General features: G+C 56.1%; 20 protein-coding genes and 1 pseudogene. 7 read left to right on the top strand and 14 right to left on the bottom strand.

Annotated features, from left to right (window positions below; translation table 11 throughout):
- Window positions 1-229: 229 nt before the first annotated feature.
- From WD823_RS04980 to WD823_RS04960, 5 genes are all read left to right on the top strand, one after another.
- A complete protein-coding gene (locus tag WD823_RS04980) occupies window positions 230-1,138 on the top strand; it encodes a hypothetical protein (RefSeq protein WP_368428378.1) in 909 nt (302 codons plus the stop codon).
- Between the two features lie 111 nt (window positions 1,139-1,249).
- A complete protein-coding gene (locus WD823_RS04975; protein WP_368428377.1) occupies window positions 1,250-3,262 on the top strand; it encodes an ATP-dependent helicase in 2,013 nt (670 codons plus the stop codon).
- Window positions 3,263-3,404: 142 nt separating this feature from the next.
- Window positions 3,405-4,139, top strand: a complete 735-nt coding sequence (locus tag WD823_RS04970; RefSeq protein WP_368428376.1) for a hypothetical protein — start codon at window positions 3,405-3,407, stop codon at window positions 4,137-4,139.
- 481 nt (window positions 4,140-4,620) lie between these two features.
- A complete protein-coding gene (locus WD823_RS04965; RefSeq protein WP_368428375.1) occupies window positions 4,621-5,040 on the top strand; it encodes a hypothetical protein in 420 nt (139 codons plus the stop codon).
- A complete protein-coding gene (locus tag WD823_RS04960) occupies window positions 5,037-5,471 on the top strand; it encodes a hypothetical protein (protein ID WP_368428374.1) in 435 nt (144 codons plus the stop codon). The genes WD823_RS04965 and WD823_RS04960 overlap by 4 nt, the downstream gene beginning before the upstream one ends.
- Window positions 5,472-5,504: 33 nt before the next feature.
- Here WD823_RS04960 and WD823_RS04955 read toward each other — a convergent pair.
- Window positions 5,505-5,600, bottom strand: a pseudogene (locus WD823_RS04955) (tyrosine-type recombinase/integrase); the annotation flags it as partial.
- Window positions 5,601-5,980: 380 nt separating this feature from the next.
- On the opposite strand from WD823_RS04955, the gene WD823_RS04950 reads away from it, so the two are divergent.
- Complete coding sequence (locus WD823_RS04950; protein ID WP_368428373.1) at window positions 5,981-6,274, top strand: hypothetical protein; 294 nt, start codon at window positions 5,981-5,983, stop codon at window positions 6,272-6,274.
- 113 nt (window positions 6,275-6,387) lie between these two features.
- Here the strand turns inward: WD823_RS04950 and xerD are convergent, their stop codons facing one another.
- The 8 genes from xerD to WD823_RS04910 form a co-directional block, all read right to left on the bottom strand.
- Window positions 6,388-7,284: a site-specific tyrosine recombinase XerD gene (gene xerD, locus WD823_RS04945; RefSeq protein ID WP_368428372.1), complete on the bottom strand. Its 897-nt coding sequence runs from the start codon at window positions 7,282-7,284 to the stop codon at window positions 6,388-6,390.
- On the bottom strand, window positions 7,268-7,801 hold the full coding sequence (locus WD823_RS04940; protein ID WP_368428371.1) for a methylated-DNA--[protein]-cysteine S-methyltransferase: 534 nt from the start codon (window positions 7,799-7,801) through the stop codon (window positions 7,268-7,270). The genes xerD and WD823_RS04940 overlap by 17 nt, the downstream gene beginning before the upstream one ends.
- A gap of 660 nt (window positions 7,802-8,461) precedes the next feature.
- A complete protein-coding gene (gene rplS, locus WD823_RS04935; protein WP_368428370.1) occupies window positions 8,462-8,809 on the bottom strand; it encodes a 50S ribosomal protein L19 in 348 nt (115 codons plus the stop codon).
- Between the two features lie 92 nt (window positions 8,810-8,901).
- Window positions 8,902-9,651, bottom strand: a complete 750-nt coding sequence (trmD, locus tag WD823_RS04930) for a tRNA (guanosine(37)-N1)-methyltransferase TrmD (RefSeq protein ID WP_368428369.1) — start codon at window positions 9,649-9,651, stop codon at window positions 8,902-8,904.
- 3 nt (window positions 9,652-9,654) lie between these two features.
- Entirely contained in the window at window positions 9,655-10,170 is a 516-nt protein-coding gene (gene rimM / locus WD823_RS04925) for a ribosome maturation factor RimM (RefSeq protein WP_368428368.1), read from the bottom strand.
- 6 nt (window positions 10,171-10,176) lie between these two features.
- Window positions 10,177-10,422, bottom strand: a complete 246-nt coding sequence (rpsP, locus tag WD823_RS04920) for a 30S ribosomal protein S16 (protein ID WP_368428367.1) — start codon at window positions 10,420-10,422, stop codon at window positions 10,177-10,179.
- A 211-nt stretch (window positions 10,423-10,633) separates the two neighbouring features.
- Window positions 10,634-11,509 carry a VacJ family lipoprotein gene (locus WD823_RS04915; protein ID WP_368428382.1) on the bottom strand — a complete coding sequence of 292 codons (876 nt, stop codon included), beginning with the start codon at window positions 11,507-11,509 and terminating at the stop codon, window positions 10,634-10,636.
- 203 nt (window positions 11,510-11,712) lie between these two features.
- Window positions 11,713-12,189 carry a YbhB/YbcL family Raf kinase inhibitor-like protein gene (locus tag WD823_RS04910; RefSeq protein ID WP_368428366.1) on the bottom strand — a complete coding sequence of 159 codons (477 nt, stop codon included), beginning with the start codon at window positions 12,187-12,189 and terminating at the stop codon, window positions 11,713-11,715.
- 194 nt (window positions 12,190-12,383) lie between these two features.
- On the opposite strand from WD823_RS04910, the gene WD823_RS04905 reads away from it, so the two are divergent.
- Window positions 12,384-12,500 (top strand): (2Fe-2S)-binding protein, encoded by a 117-nt coding sequence (locus tag WD823_RS04905; RefSeq protein ID WP_368428365.1) that lies wholly within the window; start codon window positions 12,384-12,386, stop codon window positions 12,498-12,500.
- A 173-nt stretch (window positions 12,501-12,673) separates the two neighbouring features.
- Here the strand turns inward: WD823_RS04905 and pnp are convergent, their stop codons facing one another.
- The 5 genes from pnp to infB all read right to left on the bottom strand — a co-directional run bounded on the left by pnp (window position 12,674) and on the right by infB (window position 19,136).
- On the bottom strand, window positions 12,674-14,770 hold the full coding sequence (gene pnp / locus WD823_RS04900) for a polyribonucleotide nucleotidyltransferase (protein WP_368428364.1): 2,097 nt from the start codon (window positions 14,768-14,770) through the stop codon (window positions 12,674-12,676).
- Window positions 14,771-14,942: 172 nt separating this feature from the next.
- On the bottom strand, window positions 14,943-15,212 hold the full coding sequence (rpsO, locus tag WD823_RS04895; RefSeq protein ID WP_368428363.1) for a 30S ribosomal protein S15: 270 nt from the start codon (window positions 15,210-15,212) through the stop codon (window positions 14,943-14,945).
- 131 nt (window positions 15,213-15,343) lie between these two features.
- The gene (gene truB / locus WD823_RS04890) at window positions 15,344-16,222 is read right to left on the bottom strand and encodes a tRNA pseudouridine(55) synthase TruB (RefSeq protein ID WP_368428362.1); all 879 of its coding nucleotides are present in this window, start codon (window positions 16,220-16,222) and stop codon (window positions 15,344-15,346) included.
- 38 nt (window positions 16,223-16,260) lie between these two features.
- Window positions 16,261-16,629, bottom strand: coding sequence for a 30S ribosome-binding factor RbfA (gene rbfA, locus WD823_RS04885; protein WP_368428361.1), 369 nt, complete (start codon window positions 16,627-16,629; stop codon window positions 16,261-16,263).
- Between the two features lie 41 nt (window positions 16,630-16,670).
- Entirely contained in the window at window positions 16,671-19,136 is a 2,466-nt protein-coding gene (gene infB / locus WD823_RS04880) for a translation initiation factor IF-2 (RefSeq protein ID WP_368428360.1), read from the bottom strand.
- Between the last annotated feature and the right edge of the window lie 8 nt (window positions 19,137-19,144).

The following is a 19,144-nucleotide window of genomic DNA, read 5'->3' as shown; positions in this document are numbered from 1 at the left end:
ATGATCCTCAGGTGGCTTAGATTAAGGTTTTCAACAAAGCAAACCTATCTCAAAAACGGTAGGGTGTGCCCTGCGCACCGATCTACGATTTAAACGAAGCCACTTGGTGCGTGGGACGTACCCTACGAAAACAGAAACAGGGTATTTTGAGTTAGGTTCTAACAAGTTAATTTGATTCGGCATCCAGTTTGGATGTTTACTAACAGGATCTCATGTGGCAATCCTGGCTATGAAAACTAATAATCAATTCCGGGTGCTCATCCTCGGCCACGGGGAAATGGGTCGGGCGATGGAATATCTTCTCCTTCGCCGACACCAGCTCACCATCTGGGAACGTCATCCCAAGGCGGGTACCACGCCGGTAGAATTGGAATCCGCCGCCGAGGAACAGGATTTCATCCTCTTCTGCCTGCCGGCCATTCCCCATTTTGATCTGGCCAGCCGGTTGCGGCCGCAGCTGCATCGTGAATGTCTCTGTCTCAATTTTGCCAAGGGCCTGGACGAACGTGGCCGGACGGCGGCCCAGGCCATGAGTGCCGCATTGGGGCGCAACCCGGCCTTTGGCGTGCTCTACGGGCCAATGATCTCGGAAGAGATCCGCGCCGGTCGCCCGGCCTTTGCCCAGGCGGGGACCGCGAACGCCGAGTGTTACGGGCGCATCCGCGCACTGTACGCGGGCACACCCCTGTATCTTGAGCATTCTGCCGATATCACCGGCATTTCCTGGGCGGCGGTGTTAAAGAATGTCTATGCCATGCTTTTTGGCGTCGCGGATGAGCTGAATCTGGGTGACAACATGCGGGGCTACCTTGCCGCCTCGGTCCTCGAAGAGTTGGAGCAAATCATTGCCAGCCTCGGCGGCTCACCGGAAGCCGTGCGGCGGCTCGCCGGATTGGGCGACCTGATCACGACGGCAACCAGTGCCGGCTCGCATCACCACGATCTGGGGCGGCGGCTCGTCCGAGGCCAAGCCGAGGTCATCGAGGGCGAAGGTGTGCACACGCTGAAGATGATTCGGGACCACGGGCTGTTCGACTCCCGCCGCTATCCCCTGTTCGATCTCATCGGAAGTCTGCTCGCCGAACCCACGGCGGCAGGATCGCAAATGAAGAAGTATCTCGAACAGTTGCTCCGGTGACGCTCAGGAGGATGTGCACAGATTAATCTGAAAATCAAATTTCACACCGCGAGGAAATATAGTTTAGAATGCTCGCCCAGTTATGACATTTCCTATCGTGATCATTCGGAATTGCCTGAACTGAACCCGCAACAGAAAGCGGCTGTACAGTACATCAATGGCCCCCTGCTGGTTGTGGCCGGCGCGGGCACCGGCAAGACCACTGTCATCACCCGCAAAATCGCCTGGCTGGTACGTGATTACGGGATATCCCCACGCCATATCGTCACCGTTACCGGCACAAACAAGGCCGCACGTGATATGAAATCGCGCGTGGCCGATTTGCTTAACAACCCTAATAGCAATGAACTCGTTATCTCGACCTTCCAGATGCTGGGACTTAAGATTTTGCGCGATCATCTCGACATCATCGGCTATCGTCCCGGCTTTTCGATATACGATTCCGAGGATAGCCAGTCTCTGCTCGCCAAACTGCTGCGCGGCCATTCTTCGAGCAAGAGCCCCCTGGCTGGCGCTGTGCAACGGCAAATTTCCCTTTGGAAAATCAATCTCGTTACCCCCGCGGATGCCCCGCTGTCAGCCGGAGGGGAAACCATCCAGGATGCGGCCGCTCGGGTTTACGGTGAATACGAACGTTACCTCCAGGCTTACCACGCGATGGATGTCGACGATTTGACTCTTAAGCCAGTCCGGATGTTCCAGAACCATCCGGAAATCCTGGAAGAATGGATGAAACGCCAGCGTTATCTGCTCATCGACGATTACCAGAACACCAATCCCTGCCAGCATGAACTCGTCAGGCTACTCGCCGGCGGCGGAGCCGTGACAGTGGCGGGCGACGATGATCAGTCTATCAACGCCCGGTTCGGGGCGTGTCTTGATAACATGAAGCAACTGCAACATGAATTCCCGGCATTGAAAGTAATCAAACTTGAGCAGAATTACCGTTCGTGCGGACGAATTCTCAAGGCAGCCAACGCCCTGATTGGGAACAACGCCCACATTTACGACAAGACCCTCTGGTGTGATGGAGATTACGGTGAACCGCTGCGAGTGCTCAAGGCGCGCGGAGATGACCACGAGGCTGAGCGTGTAGTAACCGAATTGTTGTATCACAAGTTTAAACACAACACGGACTTTCGGGATTATGCCATCCTCTTCAGGGATAATTCTCAGTCATCCGTGTTCGAACGTGTACTGCGAGAACGCCGTATTCCCTATTATCTCAGCGGCGGGACTTCGTTCTTCGATAAAACAGAAATCAGGGACGTCATGGCCTACCTGCGCTTGTTGTGCAATCCGGGTGATGACAATGCATTCATGCGCGTCATCAATACACCACGTCGTGAAATCGACACCGCCACGCTCCAGCAGCTCTCCGCATACGCTGCCGAGCTTGGCACCGGACTGATGCAGGCATCGCTGGATGCTGGAATTGAGCGGCGGCTGACCGTGCGACAACTGGAATGTCTGCGCGCCTTCACGAACTGGCTGAAGAGCGTGATCGAACGTTCCTCCTTGGAAGATCCTGCCAGATTGGTGTGCGACATGCTGGGCGAACTCCATTATGAAGCGTGGCTCATGGATACCAGCAACGATTTGAAAATTGCCCAACGACGGATGGAGAATGTGCTGGAACTGGTGTCATGGATTCAACGTCTCGCAAACCAGGAGGAGGACGACACATCCTTTAACGGCTTGGTCGCGCGATTGATCCTCACGGGCATCCTGGACAAAGGGAATGAAGAGAATCCCGGCGATTTTGTGTCACTGATGTCACTGCATGCCGCCAGGGGACTCGAATTTCCGCATGTATTTTTCGTTGGCTTGGAAGAAGGCTTGCTGCCGCATCAGGATAGTCTGACGGATAACTCCCTTGAGGAGGAACGGCGCCTCGCTTACGTGGGTATGACGCGCGCGAAAAAAACGCTTACCTTCTCTTTTGTCGAAAGACGAAAGCGAAGCGGTGAAGTCATAACCTGCGAGTACAGCCGTTTCCTTAAGGAAATTCCAGCCGAAGACTTGTGCTGGGAAGATCTGGAAAGAGAACAAGATTCACAAGCCATGTTGAGCCGAGGTGAGATCAATCTCTCCAGCTTGCGGAACATGTTGAACGGTAATTGATTCTCGCCACAATTTCCAAATCCCCTGGTGTTACGTAGAAAAATCCGGGTTGATTGGCTATGATTTGCCTATTCGGGAAGCGCCACACATTAAGGGGCGTTAATCTAAGCAATTCGTATCTACAGTTACTAAAATTATTGCAATGGACACGCTGCAAAAAGAGAAATTCCGCTCCTGGGAAATTGCGCAGGACTTTTCAAATCTGGCGCTCACGCCGGATTCGTTTCACGCTTTCTATGTGAAGTTCGTTAATCTTCGTTTTCCGATGATGGTCGCGCACTTGCTCGAACTCCGCTACCTCATCAACCACGCTGCCGACGGATACAAGGAACTACCGCTTACACCGGATTATCGCCAGTTTCGCGAGAGTCTGCGGAATGCGCTGGATTCATTTTCGATCGACAATTCGCGTCATTGCGAGCGCATGCTGAAGATACTCAGCCTGTTGCGTGACATCCACTATAAGCACTCCATCCTCTCCCGCGATGCCGAGCAGCGACTGCGCAGCGCCATGGCTGATAACCGGTCGAAGCGCCAAAAAGCGGTTCATTATGGACTTTTCTTTGTCCTTGCCGGCGTCTGCAGCGGCGTGCTCTGGCTGGCGATCCCTGAACCCATGGTGCTGATCAAGCTTTTACCTGCCATATACGGTTATCTTTCCTGGTATTACTTTCACAAGCTGCCGGGGCTGGAACAGGAACAGGAAAAGCTGACATCCGAATTGAATGACGTTCTCCGCCGGCGCGTCAATTCGCTCAACTGGAAGACACTGATCCATAAACTCGCTCTCGTGCTGGGTTACAAGCGCGTAGCGGGGGTCGAGGTGTTTCACAGCGAGCAAGACCACGATCACAGGGATCGGTCGGTTTATCACTGAACAGTCGAGCCGCCTTCGGCGGCGTATTACTTGTGGGTGGCTGACCCACGAGATTCCCGTCATTCCGGCGAAAGCCGGAATCCAGGTCTTAAATGGTTCGCGCGCTCCGCGCGCGACTCAAAAGCATAATCGCGGTTTCCGCACCGCGGGCAGGCCCCTTTTCTTTGCGCGGCCAAAGAAAAGGGGCGAAAAGAAAGGCCGCCCGGAGCGCGTGAAGACTCCTTCGTGCCCGGGGTGCGCCGATCCGCCGCGCGCCCGTTCGGCGGCATGGAAGTCCACCGGACTTCCATGAACACTCCGCCTCACCCTCGGGCTCAAACACGGGGCTCGCTTAATTACTCCCGGTGGGGCGGCGGTACTCGGCGCGCGCTCCGGGGCCTGAAAACACCCTTCTTTTTCACGCCCTGCTTGACTGATATAACAGAAAACACAAACATGGCATGATCCGATTTATCCCCAGTCACATTGGAGGAGTATTACGGTGTCGGATGTAATCTCCATTTTCCAGAGACACCTCTCAGTGGAATTAATAAAACGAGGGCTTCAAGTTCGTTTGTGGCCTGGAGCTAATCGCACGTCTCGTAATCTGCTTAAGATTTTCGCCGTTCCCAAACCAACAGTGCTTTATGTAAAAGCAAGCAACACCACACCAGGGTTCTGGGGATTAACCAAAAACCAAATTGACCGTCTTCAGAAATTGTCGGTTCGTTGGTTCACAGTATTTCTTCACGGAGGATCAAATTCCGGTTATCTGTTATCGGGTAATGAGGTCGGTACACAAATCAAGAGAGGGATGTTGACTTTGAGTGATGACGGGGATTACAAGCTTAATGAAAAGCAGGAATTACAATCTGCTGTAAAATTTGACGATCTCGGTGATTTAGTTTCCCAAGTATTATGATCGGACTCCTTGGAATATTTGCTATCCAAGCCATTGGCGTCTTACTGTGGGCCCTTTTCATTAATGCGCCTATTCTTCAATGGCGAGCCCAGAAACATAGAGACTGGCGCATCAAATACAAAGATGCGTATTTCGTTTCAATCAAAGCCAGTGTAATTGCTTTGATTGTCGTAGATGTGGGCATATTCGCTGGCGCTTTATCAGGTAACCCTACCGTTGCAACGGTAGGAATTCTTTTCGGATTCCCCCTTGGTTTGGTATCGTGGTGGTTAGCTCACTCAAACGCGCTTCTAAAGCTGGCTGATTCGTCAAGTGTGCTCTCTGTGAAGGATGCCCGTTCTATCTCATCACAGGTTTTTGTATACCTATTTGGCGTGGCGATTGCGATCGCTTTGGTCGCGGAGTTGATCAGAGGTTTAGTATCCAAATAAGCCATAGCTAGACACAACGCGCCGCGTTATTCTGCGTGGGGAAGAGATCACAGCGTGGCCGAGGAGCATCTGAACCACTCTTAGATCCGCGCCGTGGTTGAGCAGGTGTGTGGCGAAGACGTGGCGCAGATCGTCGGTTAACACGAGCGCGAGGCATACCGAGCCCAGATTAACAGCCTGTTTAGACAGACCCGGAAATGCTAGACTGCATCTGTGGCATACCGGATTCAGTTTGCGGAATCGGCGAAGGACCAATTTGCGCGGCTCACCGCGAGGCAACAGGCGACGATACTCGATGCGGTAAAAGTACAGCTGAAGTCCGAACCCTTCCGGGAAACCAGACACAGAAAACAGCTACGGCCGAACCCTTTGGCGCCGTGGGAATTGCGAGTAGGCATGCTTCGGGTATTTTACGAGCGAGACGCAGAGGAATCGGCTCTCGTCAACATCCTCGCCATCGGGATCAAAAAAGGAAATCGAATCTTCGTTGCTGACCAGGAGATACACCTATGAAGGCCATGAAGCTGCCTAAAGAGCTCCAGTCATTCCTGAAGGTTGCAGAAACCGCGGCAGAGGAGACCCTGGTCTTCACTAAAAAAAAGCGGCCGGTCGCTGCGCTGGTTTCCCTCAGAAAAGTTGATCGGGAATCCTTGGGATTAAGCACGAACCCGGCGTTCCTAAAGATTATCGAAACAGCGCGCAAGGAAATTCGCGCGGGAAAAACGACGTCGTTGGAAGAGTTGGAGAAAAAGGCAATGCCACCCAATAAATCAGCGCGGCGAATACGGAAATCGCGACGCTAACTGCCGCACTGTCTTCGGTGTCTAAAAAATAGACTCGCCCTTCGACAAGCTCAGGGCGAACGGCTGAATAATTCTCTCCTCTCTCTCATCCTCTCCCGTCAGGGGAGAGGGAATCATCCCCTCGGATGATGCTGTTGATGCAGTGTCTTCAACCTCGCCTGGGCGACATGCGTGTAAATCTGCGTGGTGGAAAGATCGGCGTGGCCGAGGAGCATCTGGACGACGCGCAAATCGGCGCCGTGGTTGAGCAGATGCGTGGCGAAGGCATGGCGCAGGGTGTGCGGCGACAGCACGGTCTGGATTCCGCCAATGCGCGCGTGGCGCTTGAGGTTATGCCAGAAGGCCTGGCGCGTCATGGGTCCGCCACGCGCGGTAATGAATACCGCATCGGTGGAGTGGCGCCGCAGCAACCTGGAACGGCCTTCGGCGAGATAACGGCTGATCCACGACATCGCCTCTTCACCCATCGGCACCAGTCGTTCTTTGCCGCCCTTGCCGATAACGCGGACCACGCCCTGCGTGAGGCTTATCTGCGACAGTGTCAGCCCCACCAGTTCCGATACGCGCAGGCCGGTGGCGTACAGGGCTTCGAGCATCGCGCGGTCGCGCAGGCCATGGGTTGTCGTTTCATCCGGAGACTGGAGCAGTTTCTCCACCTGCTCTTCCGTGAGAGATTTGGGCAGAGGCCGGCCGATTTTAGGCGAATCGATGAGCGCCGTGGGATCGCTCTTGATTTCCTCCTCGCGCACCCAATAGCCGTAAAACCGCCGCAGACTTGAAAGTAATCGTGCTGTTGAACGCGGACGTGCGCCTTGCCCCACCAAACCCGATAGATATTCCAGCAGATCCGCGCGCGTGGCGGATATCAGGGCCGTGCCTCGCAGCGAAAGCCAGCGGCTCAGGCCTTCCACGTCGCGACGGTAGGCATCGAGCGTATTGGTGCTCAAACCTTCCTGCAACCAAAGGGCATCGCAGAAACGCTCGATAATTTCCCTATCGGGTGAGCTCATGTTGCAGCAACCGTCGTTTCAGGCGCAGCGCGCTCCCCGATCGCTTTCCCATGAAACCGCCGGCGCCATTGGAAGCCACAACACGATGACAGGGAATGACGATCGGGACTGGATTGGCGCGGCAGGCATTGCCCACGGCGCGCGCGGAAGTCGAGAGTTTCCGGGCGAGTGCGCCATAACTCAGCGTCCGGCCGGTGGGAATCCGCCGCAGCGCGCGCCACACGCGCAGCTGAAACGCCGTGCCAGATAGCACCAGCGGGATGCGAAAGGAAAGATGGGGGTTATTGAAATACGAACGAAGCTGGTGGCAGATCAATTGCGCCGAAACTGTGCGCGGGGCGCGCAGGGGTGCTTTTATGCCCAGAAAACTAACATCCACCAACGCGCCGTCCTGCATGACGATCCCCACCCGGCCGACGGGTGTAGCTATGACCGCGTCGTATTTTTTTGTCTTGCCGATATTTTTCCTGTTCCGCATGCTTTCATTATCCACGGACAGGACAGACGGCGCCACCATGAATTTATTTATTTGAGCCCGCTTCGCGGGCATTTAAAAACTATTTGGAAGAGTCACCAGAAGAAAAGACCCCCGGTCGCTTCGCCGCCCCAACAACGGGCGGTCCCCTGTTCGCACCCAGGGCGCGCCGATCCACGGCGCGCCCGTTCAGCGGCATGGAAGTCCACCGGACTTCCATGAATACTCCGCTTCACCCTCGGGCTCAAACACGAGGCTCGCTGCTCCCGATTCCGGCTGCGATGCTCGGCGGCGGCTACGGGGACCCGAAAACTTCCATCGCATGGCATCCCGGTGCATGAAAGATGCTCAGCTTGCCCCGATGGGGTTTTTAGAAAAACCCGTATGGCGCACCCGAGCCCCGTAAGGCTTTGGGCGGGCGCCCCGAAGGGGGCGCAGACAGGGATGTCTGCGCCTGCCCCGCCGCGACAGGATGTCGCGTCGGGGCAGCGCGTGACCCAAAGCTGCGGAGGCGAGGGAGTCTTTGCGCCATCCGGGGCGTGCTTTCTTTGGTTTCTTTCTTTGCACGAGCAAAGAAAGAAACCCGCCCGCGGTGCGGGGAACCGCAAGTAAAAATGCCGCCGCAGGCGGCTCGACAAAATAATTATGCAAAAAAAACGGCCGGCATGGGAACATGCCGGCCGTCCTGCGACAGCAAAAAAATTAAACCTTTTCGCGAATACGCGCCGCTTTGCCGGCCAGATCGCGCAGATAGTAGAGCTTCGCGCTGCGCACATCGCCCTTGCGTCTCACCTCGATCTTGGCGATGGCCGAGCTGTAAAGCGGAAATACCCGCTCGACGCCCTCACCATAGGAGGTCTTGCGCACCGTAAAGGAGGAATTGTAGCCGCGATTACTACGCGCAATGACCATGCCTTCAAAAGCCTGCAAGCGTTCGCGTTCTCCTTCCTTTACCTTGACGTGAACGGCAACCGTATCGCCCGGGGAGAACGTCGGGATTTTTTTCCCCGTCATCAGCCGCGTTTCCAATTCCTGCATTATCTTGCTCATGACTTATCTCCGTGATTCGTGAATCGTCATTCGTAAGTCGCGAAGCGTGAACCGTTAAAATAGACATCTCTCCGCCCAAGACGGTTTACGTCTCACGACTCACGACTTAGGTATTCCTGCCGGTATTCTTCCAGCAATTGTTTTTGTTCGTCGTTCAATGGCAGCCGTTCCAGTAAATCCGGACGCCTCAACCAGGTCCGCCCCAGAGACTGCTTCAGCCGCCAGCGGCGAATTTTTTCGTGATCGCCGGATAGCAGTATTTCCGGCACTTTTCTGCCGGCATGGACTTCCGGCCGGGTGTAGTGCGCGTAATCGAGCAACCCACCCGCAAAAGAATCCTCCAGCGCCGAGTCGGCGTCTCCCAACGCGCCGGGAAGTTGACGCGTGATGGCATCGATCACGACCATGGCGGCGAGCTCACCGCCGGAGAGGACGTAATCGCCTATTGACCACTCCTCGTCCACTTCGCTCTCGAACAGCCGCTCATCGATGCCTTCGTAGCGGCCGGCGAGCAGAATCAGTCCCTCGCGTTTAGCCAGCGACACAACACCGGCATGATCCAGTCGCCGCCCCTGGGGCGACAGATAAAGCACTTTGGCGCCCGGCGTCTGTCCGTGGCGCGCAGCCCTGATGGCATGCTCGATAGGCTCCGCCATCATCACCATTCCCGGGCCACCGCCATAGGGGCGGTCGTCGACACTGCGATGTCGGTCATCGGTGTAATCGCGCGGATTCCACACCCGCAACGTCAACAGGCCGTTCTTGATCGCCCGTCCGCTGATACCGTGTGCGGTAACGGCGTCGAACATGGGCGGAAACAGGCTGATGACATCGATTTTCATCGGTTAGAAATCCGCGTCCCAATCCACCCGGATCAGTCCCGATTCGAAGTCCACTTCGCGAATGACTTTCCCGGTCGCCGGCAGCCATCGTTCATTACCGTTGCGTACCACCATCACGTCGTTCGCGCCGGTATCGAAGAGGTGGCTTACTTTTCCAAACTTTTCCCCCGCGAGATTGATTACCTCAAGTCCCACGAGCTGCGCCCAATAATACTCGCCTTGTTTCAGTGGCGGCAGTTGTGACAGCTTCAGGGCGATTTCCGCGCCGATGAGTCCGCCGGCCTGATCGCGGTTATCGTAACCGGTCAATTTGGCAACGACGCCTTTTGCCTGTGCACGGCCGTCCTCGACCTTAACCTCGCGCCAGTCACCGCCGATTTTTACCAGCCAGGGCGAGTAACCGATGATGGCTTCGCGCGGACGGGTATGTGAGAAAACCTTCACCCAGCCCTGCACCCCGAAGGGACCGCTGATCCGGCCGATAAACACCAAGCCGTCAGGAATTGACGGATTGGGCATGTGGGCTCAGGACGTGGCGGCTTTTTTCAGTAACTGCGCCACACGTTCGGTGGGTTTTGCCCCCTGGCCCAACCAGTACTGCACACGATCAAGGTCCACCTGGAATTTCTTTTCATTCTTGGTCGCCAGTGGATTGTAAAAACCGATGCGTTCGATATTGTTGCCATTCAGCGCGCGGCGCCGGTCGGCGACGATGATGCGGTAATAGGGCCGCTTGTTCGCGCCGCCTCGAGCCAGACGTATCGTTACCATTGGTTCATCCTCATTCCGTTTATCCCCCTGTCCGAACGGTTAAGCCAAGGCAGGGTTTGCGAAAGCGCGCGATTCTACCCTTGATCATAAGGGAAATGAAGGGTTTTAACCGGAAATAGTGTTTAATTTCCAAACTCAAGGTTAAAAATTGTTAAAACCTGCCGGAATCATCCACCAATCCCTCTACCCGCCCGGATATTCCGGACAAATGTCACGGGGACGACGCGGGAGCATTCTCCGGACGTTGCTTCGGCGCAGCAGGCGCGGGATTGTCGTCCTCGAACAAGAAAGCGGGAGGCGCTGCTTGAGGAGGATTGCCGTCATAAACCTGATTACGGCGAAGCTGGCGGAAAGTTTCACGCACGAAGACATAAGGATCCTGCCCGGCGGCCTGGTCAAGGATATCGCTGGCATCCAGCAGCTGCGCCCGCTTGTCGACGGTTTCCACCAGCAGAAGCTTGGCGCGGGTGCTGCGCTCTTCCATGTGATTGGGCGGGTAAGTTTCCCAATCAACCACCAATGCCGGACCGTCGCGCAAATTGCTCGGCCCAAAAAATGGCAAAACGAGATAGGCCCCGTCACTCACACCCCACACGGCCAGTGTCTGGCCAAAATCCTCATTATGTTTCGGCAGGTCCATTTTGGATGCGACATCGAACAAGCCAAAAATCCCGAACGTGGAATTGAAAACAAAACGACTGAGATCTGAAACGGCATCCGCGGGCTTTCCCTGCAGCAAATTATTCAGCATCACGATCGGTTCGCGCAGATTGCTGAAAAAATTGGAGATGCCTCTTCGCACCGGTTTGGGCGTCACCGCCCGATATCCCTTGGCAACCGGTTTAAGAATATACCTGTCCATTTTGTCATTGAACGTGTACATGGCGCGATTGAAACCCTCCAGCGGGTCGCCTGGTTTATTCCGCGCTTCCGCCGTGGAGTTGCCTTCAGCCGTGACTTTGGCTTCGCCGACTGCCGTCGCCGCATCGCTATCGACTGACCGGGGCGGCACGGTCCCACACGCGTTCAACAGCAGGAGACACAGGCCGCCTGACAGCAACCGTTGCAGCAACACAGGAATTGGCATCAAGGCAGGCTCTTGGTTAGTGGCATCCAGGACGTGCGCCTAGGCTAACGGACGATCTGTACCTGTGTAAAGACCGGAAATATCCCGAGCACGAAGAAATCTGCACCAAAATCATCCCGCTGTTTTGTGTTTCAACAGGCCGGTGGATCCATTGCGTGTGGCAGTCAAACTCCCGATGCAGACGGATCGGAAAGGAGCAGCCTTCAGCGTGCGCGAAGGTAGGTACCCATCAATTCCGTCTGCGCCAGAATGTGACCTTTCATCGCCTTTTCAAGGATTGCCTTGGCCGGCCGATTCAAATCGGGCAGTACCGTGTCCAACGCATACAGTTTGTGATAATAGCGGTGCCGGCCGATCGGCGGACAGGGACCGCGGTATCCCGTTTGTTTCCAGTCATTAATTCCTTCAAGGGTTCCTGTTGGCAGATTTTTTACGGTTATCGCTTCCGTAAATCCTGCCGTGCCCGGTGGGATGTTATAAAGCACCCAGTGGACCCAAATCATTTTGGGTGCTTGCGGATCGGGTGCATCGGGATCGTCCACAATCAGGGCAAGGCTTTTGGTCCCGGCAGGGACACCGGTCCAGGACAGCGGCGGCGAAAGATCTTCACTGTCGCAGGTGTGGCGTTTGGGAATTTCCGCGCTGTGCTTAAAGGCTGAAGAAGTGATGGTCATTGTCATGGCTTGCGCCTCCATTTCGTTTGCATTGAGGATCAAGGCAGAACCAACGCCGAAACAGACAATAATTCCTGCTGCCTGTAAATGCGTCCCGCGTATCACCGTTATCCTGCCGGTTTGTTTCGCTATTTGTAATGCTTTGCGGGGTCACGCACAAGACAGGTGCATACTCAATCATTGTCTGAGCCTGTTTCAGCGTGGGCAAGAACGCGATCATCGACGCGATACGCCAGAAACGTCCCGGCACGATAGAAGAACATTGCCTCAAAGCCGGCACGAATTGTGGTTCCTGCATCCCGGAGATTAAAGCTTGACTACGTCAGGCGCAGTCGGAAGCTTGATGTAACTAAACGTAGAGCGCGTGATACGCCCCCTACGCTTGCTAAAATTCGACACTCGCCAGCTTAGCCAGCTTCCATCGCCTAAACAACAGACATAAAAAAAGGGAGCCGATGCTCCCTTTTTTAACTGCTTAAACACGGAACGCTCAGGAAATTCGTTCTTCCTCCAGCGCCTTGATGGACAGACGGATGCGACCCTGCTTGTCCACTTCCAGCACCTTGACGCGGACCACTTCACCCTCGCGCAACTTGTCACCGACGTTCTCGACGCGCTCGCGCGAGATCTGCGAGATATGCACCAGGCCGTCCTTGCCGGGCAGGATGGTGACGAACGCGCCGAAGTCCATGAGCTTGGCGACCTTGCCTTCGTAGATCATGCCAACCTCGACGTCGGCGGTGAGCTGCTTGACGCGACGCACGGCTTCCTGCGCCGCGTTGTTGTCGGCCGAGGCGATCTTGACCGTGCCGTCGTCCTCGATGTCGATGGTGCAGCCGGTCTCCTCGGTGAGCGCGCGGATGGTGGCGCCGCCCTTGCCGATCACGTCGCGGATGCGCTCCGGATTGATCTTGATGGCGATGATCCGCGGGGCGTATTCCGAAAGCTCGGCGCGCGGCGCGGAAATCGCCTGATTCATGATGCCGAGAATATGCAGTCGGCCTTCTTTGGCCTGCTTGAGGGCGGAATCCATAATTTCGCGGTTGATGCCTTCGATCTTGATATCCATCTGCAACGCGGTTACACCGCTGGCGGAGCCGGCGACCTTGAAATCCATGTCGCCGAGGTGATCCTCGTCGCCGATGATGTCGGTAAGGACCGCAAAGCGATTTTCTTCCTTGATGAGGCCCATGGCGACTCCGGCCACCGGGGCCTTGATCGGCACACCGGCATCCATCAGCGATAGCGAAGTGCCGCAGACCGTGGCCATGGAGCTTGAACCGTTGGATTCGGTGATCTCGGAAACAACGCGCAATACGTACGGGTAAGTTTCCATGTCCGGCAACACCGCGATCATTGCGCGCTTGGCCAGCCGTCCGTGACCCACTTCGCGGCGTTTGGGGCTGCCGACACGTCCGGTTTCGCCCACGCAGTACGGGGGGAAGTTGTAATGCAGCATGAAGGGGTCCTTGCGCTCGCCTTCCAGCGCATCGATGATTTGCGCATCGCGGCTGGTGCCCAGCGTGGTCACAACCAGCGCCTGGGTCTCGCCGCGGGTGAACAGCGCGGAACCGTGGGTACGCGGCAGCAAGCCGGTGCGAATGGTGATCGGGCGCACCGTCCGGGTGTCGCGTCCGTCGATGCGCGGATCGCCGGAGAGGATCTTTTCGCGCACGGTCCGATATTCAATGTTGCCGATGATATTGAGAACTCTTTCCTTCGTGCCCTCGGGCGCGCCTTCGGCGGCATGCTTGCCGACCGCCATTTCGCGAATCTCGGTCATGCGGTCCTGACGGGCGACCTTTTCCTTTATGCGATAGGCATCGGCGATGAGCGGACCGAACTCAGATATCAACGCATCGTTCATCGCCGTGTCTTCCTGGGGCGACTGCCATGCCCAAGGCTGCACACCGGCTTCTTGCACTAGTTCGTTGATGGCCTTGATCGCGACTTGCATCTGCTCGTGACCGAACATGACGGCGCCCAGCATGGCTTCTTCCGATAGTTCCTTCGCCTCGGATTCTACCATCAACACCGCTTTCGCGGTGCCGGCGACGACCAGGTTGAGCTGGGACTCGGCAAGCTCCTTGTTGCCCGGATTGAGCAGATACCGGCCGTCCTGGTAACCCACGCGCGCGGCACCGATCGGACCGTTAAAGGGAACGCCCGAGAGTTTAAGCGCGGCCGAGGCGCCGATCATGGAGACGATATCCGGATCAATGTCCGGATCCATGGATATCACGGTGGCGATAATCTGGACTTCGTTGGTGAATCCTTCGGGAAACAGCGGGCGGACGGGGCGATCAATGAGACGGCAGGTGAGAATTTCTTTTTCCGAGGGACGGCCTTCGCGTTTGAAGAATCCGCCCGGGATGCGGCCGGCGGCGAAGGTTTTCTCCTGATAATCCACCGTCATGGGAAAGAAATCCTTTCCCGGCGTGGCTTCCTTCATCGCCACCACGGCCGCGAGAACGATGGTATCGCCCATACTGGCGATACAGGCGCCGCTGGCCTGGCGCGCGATTTCGCCGGTTTCCAGGGTTACGGTATGTTTGCCGTACTGAAATGATTTCGTAATTTTTGCCAAGACGTTGTCCTCGATTTACTTCGTTACTGATTTAGAGTTTGCTGGATTGCGAATCCATGGCTCCAGCCACGGAGATGACGGAACGCAAAGCGATAGCGATAATAATTTTTTTCCTGTGATAACGGTGTACGCTGCGGTCCCTTTTTTTCATATTGTCAGGGTATTCGATTGCCTACTTGCGCAGACCAAGTCGCTCAATGAGGCCGCGGTAGCGGTCGCTGTCGGTTTTCTTCAGATATTCGAGCAGCTGACGGCGTTTATTCACCATTTTCAGCAGACCGATGCGGGAATGGTGGTCTTTGGGATGTGTCTGGAAATGAGCGGATAATTCGTCGATTTGCGTGGACAGCAGGGCAATCTGGACTTCCGGCGAACCGGTGTCGCCTGCGTGAGTCTGGTATTCCTGCATAACCTTAGCTTTCGTCTCGCGGGGGACAGCCATTACATTTTCCTCTGATTTCTACTCAGTTGCGCTTTGAAGGGCGCGTATTCTACCTGCGGGTGAACCCATCCTCAACCGCCAATATCAGGCCCGCGCGCGGCAATCGCCCAGGTTAATCTTTCTGGTCATTCTCAGGGATTTTCACCAAGGCCCAGCAACCGACGCGGTGCCACGCGTCCGTCATCCAGCACCTGCCCCATGCCGAGAAAGCGATCATTGCCCTCATACAGCCTCACCCACCCCGAGGCGACGCGATGACGCGCCGACACCGCCTGTCCCTGTTTCAGATAATGGACCGCGAGCGAGGTGAGATGCACTTCCGGCACCGTATGCAGCACTGCGTCCACCGGTTGCAGCAGTTGCACGCGTTCCAGCGAGGTATTCATGACCTCCAGCCGGTCGAGGGTGATAGCCTGATCGACGGACAGACTCCCGATGATCAGACGACGCAAATTGACCACGTGCGCCCCACAGCCCAGAATTTCACCCAGATCGTGCGCCAGGCTGCGAACATACATGCCTTTGGAACAGCTTATTTCCAGCACCAGTCGGTTATCCTGAAGACCGAGCACCTTGATTTCATGCACCGTGACGCGCCGCGGCTCCCGCGTGACTTCCATGCCTTTCCGCGCCAGCTTGTACAGGGCCTGACCGTTGTGCTTGATCGCCGAAAACATGGGCGGAACCTGATCGATCTCGCCGAGAAATCCCTGCACCGCTTGCTCGATATCTTTCAGGGCGGCATCGACAGGGCGGATGGCGGTCACCTTTCCTTCACTGTCAAAAGTTGTCGTGCTCACGCCCAGTTGAATTTCTGACCAGTAGCGCTTGTCCGCATTGAGGAGAAACTGCGTCAGCTTGGTGGCCTCGCCGAAGAATAGCGGCAACAGTCCCGTCGCGATCGGATCGAGGCTGCCGCTATGTCCGGCCTTGACGGCGTTCAGCAGACGTTTGGCAATTTGCAGCGATTCATTCGAGGTCAAACCCGCGGGCTTGTCGAGCAGAAGCACCCCGTTTACATGAGAACGGAGACGGCGTGTGTTCGCGGCTAGCACTTACGATCCTTGTCTTCTGAGATGGCCATCTCGATCAGGGCGTCAATTTTCGCACCTCGCTCGATCGATTCATCGAAATAAAATCGTAGCGCGGGTACCGTGCGAAGCGTCACGCGCCCCATCAGGGCGTGGCGCAGAAATCCGGCGGCGCGATTAAGCGACTTCACCACATGTTTCGCCTCGGACGCGCCGCTGAGCAGCGAGAAATATATCCGCGCCGACGAAAGGTCGCGCGACACATCGGCTCCCGTCAAAGTAATCTGGTGCGCGTGGGGGTCGTCAAGTTCACGCGGGATCAATACGGCGAGTTCACGCCTGATTAGTTCCGCGACACGGCGCGGCCGATTGGAATCTTTTTGCATGCTCAATACCTCGCCGGAGCGAAACCTGGAGCGAGGGCCGGTCACAATGTCCGGGCAACTTCAACCTTTTCGTACACCTCGATCTGATCGCCCACTTTCACGTCGTTATAATTTTTCACGGCTATACCGCATTCAAGACCCGCCTTTACTTCACCGGCATCGTCCTTGAAACGGCGCAGGGATTCCAGCTCGCCTTCGAAAATGACGACGTTGTCGCGCAATACGCGTATCGGCCGGTTGCGCCGCACCACGCCTTCAACCACGTAACAGCCGGCGACGGACCCCATTTTGGGCGAACGGAAGACATCCCTTACTTCCGCCAGTCCCAATAGCTGTTCCTTGAACTGCGGGCTCAGCATTCCGCCCATCGCGGCCTTTACCTCATCCACGGCATCGTAGATGACGTTGTAGTAGTGAACGTCAGTACCCTGGTGTTCGATCAATTTGCGCGCGGTGCTGTCGGCGCGCACGTTGAATCCGATGATGATGGCGCGAGAGGCAACCGCCAGATTCACATCCGATTCGGTTATGCCGCCGACCATGCCATGGATTACCTTCACCTTGACCTCGGGCGTGGAAAGTTTCTCCAGCGCAACGGTAAGCGCCTCGATCGAGCCCTGCACATCCGCCTTGACAATGAGATTGAGAGATTTCGATTCTTCGTCTTCTTTAAGTTGCTCGAAAACGTTTGAAAGTTTTGCCGCCTGCTGACGCGCGATCTGGACATCCTTGAATTTTCCCTGCCGGTACAGTGCAATTTCCCGCGCCTTGCGTTCGGATTCAACGACCATGACTTCTTCGCCGGCGCTCGGTACTCCCGAGAGACCCTGGATTTCGACCGGAATGGACGGGCCCGCCTCTTTAACCGGACGACCTTTTTCATCGAGCATGGCGCGCACACGCCCGTACTCGCGCCCGGCCAGCAACACATCGCCTTTTCGCAAGGTGCCACGATGCACCAATACCGTGGCGACCGGACCACGGCCCTTGTCCAGCCGCGCCTCCACCACCAGCCCCGTCGCCGGGCAGGTTTTAGGCGCTTTTAATTCCAATACCTCGGCTTGCAACAGCACCGCTTCGAGCAACTTATCGATGCCCTCGCCGCTTTTCGCAGATACGTTAACGAAAATTTCATTGCCACCCCATTCTTCTGGCACCAATTCATGTTTGGTGAGTTCTTGGCGCACGCGATCCGGTTGCGCTTCGGGTTTGTCAATCTTGTTTACCGCTACCACCAGCGGCACCTTGGCGTTTCGGGCATGGTGAATTGCTTCGATCGTCTGCGGCATTACCCCGTCATCGGCCGCTACGACCAAGATCACGATGTCGGTGGCCTTGGCACCGCGCGCGCGCATGGCCGTAAAAGCTTCGTGGCCCGGTGTATCCAGAAAAGTGACAACTCCCTTGGGTGTTTCCACGTGATAGGCGCCGATGTGCTGAGTAATGCCACCGGCTTCCCCTGAGGCCACTTTGGATTTTCGAATTTGGTCAAGCAGTGAGGTTTTCCCATGGTCAACATGGCCCATAACCGTTACCACGGGCGGGCGCGATACCGCTTCGCTGGGCGCTTTCGAGTCCGGAACGGCGAGCAAGGTCTCAAGGTCGCTCGGTTTTGCTTCCTTGACGACATGGCCCAATTCCTCAACGACGAGCGAGGCCGTGTCGCGGTCGAGCACCTGGTTTATCGTGACCATCGTGCCCATCTGCATCAGCGACTTGATGACTTCGGCAGCTTTAATCGACATTTTCTGGGCCAGTTCCGCTACCGTGATGGTTTCCGCTAACGCCACTTCGTGCACGATCGGCGCCGTGGGTCTTTCGAAACCGTGCTGGCCCGTAACGCTGGTAACAACCGGCTTGTTCGCGGAGAGTTTTACCTTGCGCCTGACTTTCTTGCCGGCCGCCAGATGCAACTCGTCGCGTTCGCGTTCGGCAAGCTTTTCCAGCCGGCCTTTTTTCGACTTCTCGTGTTTTTCCTTGTGTGGTTTTTTGGCCTCTTTCGAAGGTTCAGGTTTCGGCGTCGGCGCCGGCTTTACCGGGGCAACAACGCCAGGCACGGCTTGCTCCTGAACCGAATCCAGGACAGTCGCCGGTTCCGTCTGGGCTTCATGCATCGTCGGGATGGTTTCCGATTCGAGATCGTCTACCTGCCCGGTCTCCGGATCGGGAGCCTGCTCAGCGGGAGGGATTTCTTCAATGGCGCCGCGTTTAACGAAAGTACGCTTCTTCCGGACTTCCACCTGAACCGTGCGCGAAGCACCGGTACGCGAACTCTGTACAACCTGGCTGGTGGATTTTCGTTTGAGCGTGATTTTTTTCTTCGCCGTACCATCGTCGACCGCGCCGTGACTGGCACGCAGATAATGAAACAGTTTTTCCTTTTCCTCATCGGTCAGAGCATCGTCCATCTTCTTGGTGGAGATACCGGCCTCAGTAAGCTGGCGCAGCAAGGTATCCGGCGGGATGCCGATCTGGTTCGCAAAACCTTTAATGGTGATTTGTGTCATAAAATCCT

The organism is Sulfuricaulis sp. (assembly GCF_040901545.1).
Taxonomy (GTDB): Bacteria; Pseudomonadota; Gammaproteobacteria; order Acidiferrobacterales; family Sulfurifustaceae; genus Sulfuricaulis.
This window is presented reverse-complemented; position numbering and strand designations above follow the sequence as displayed.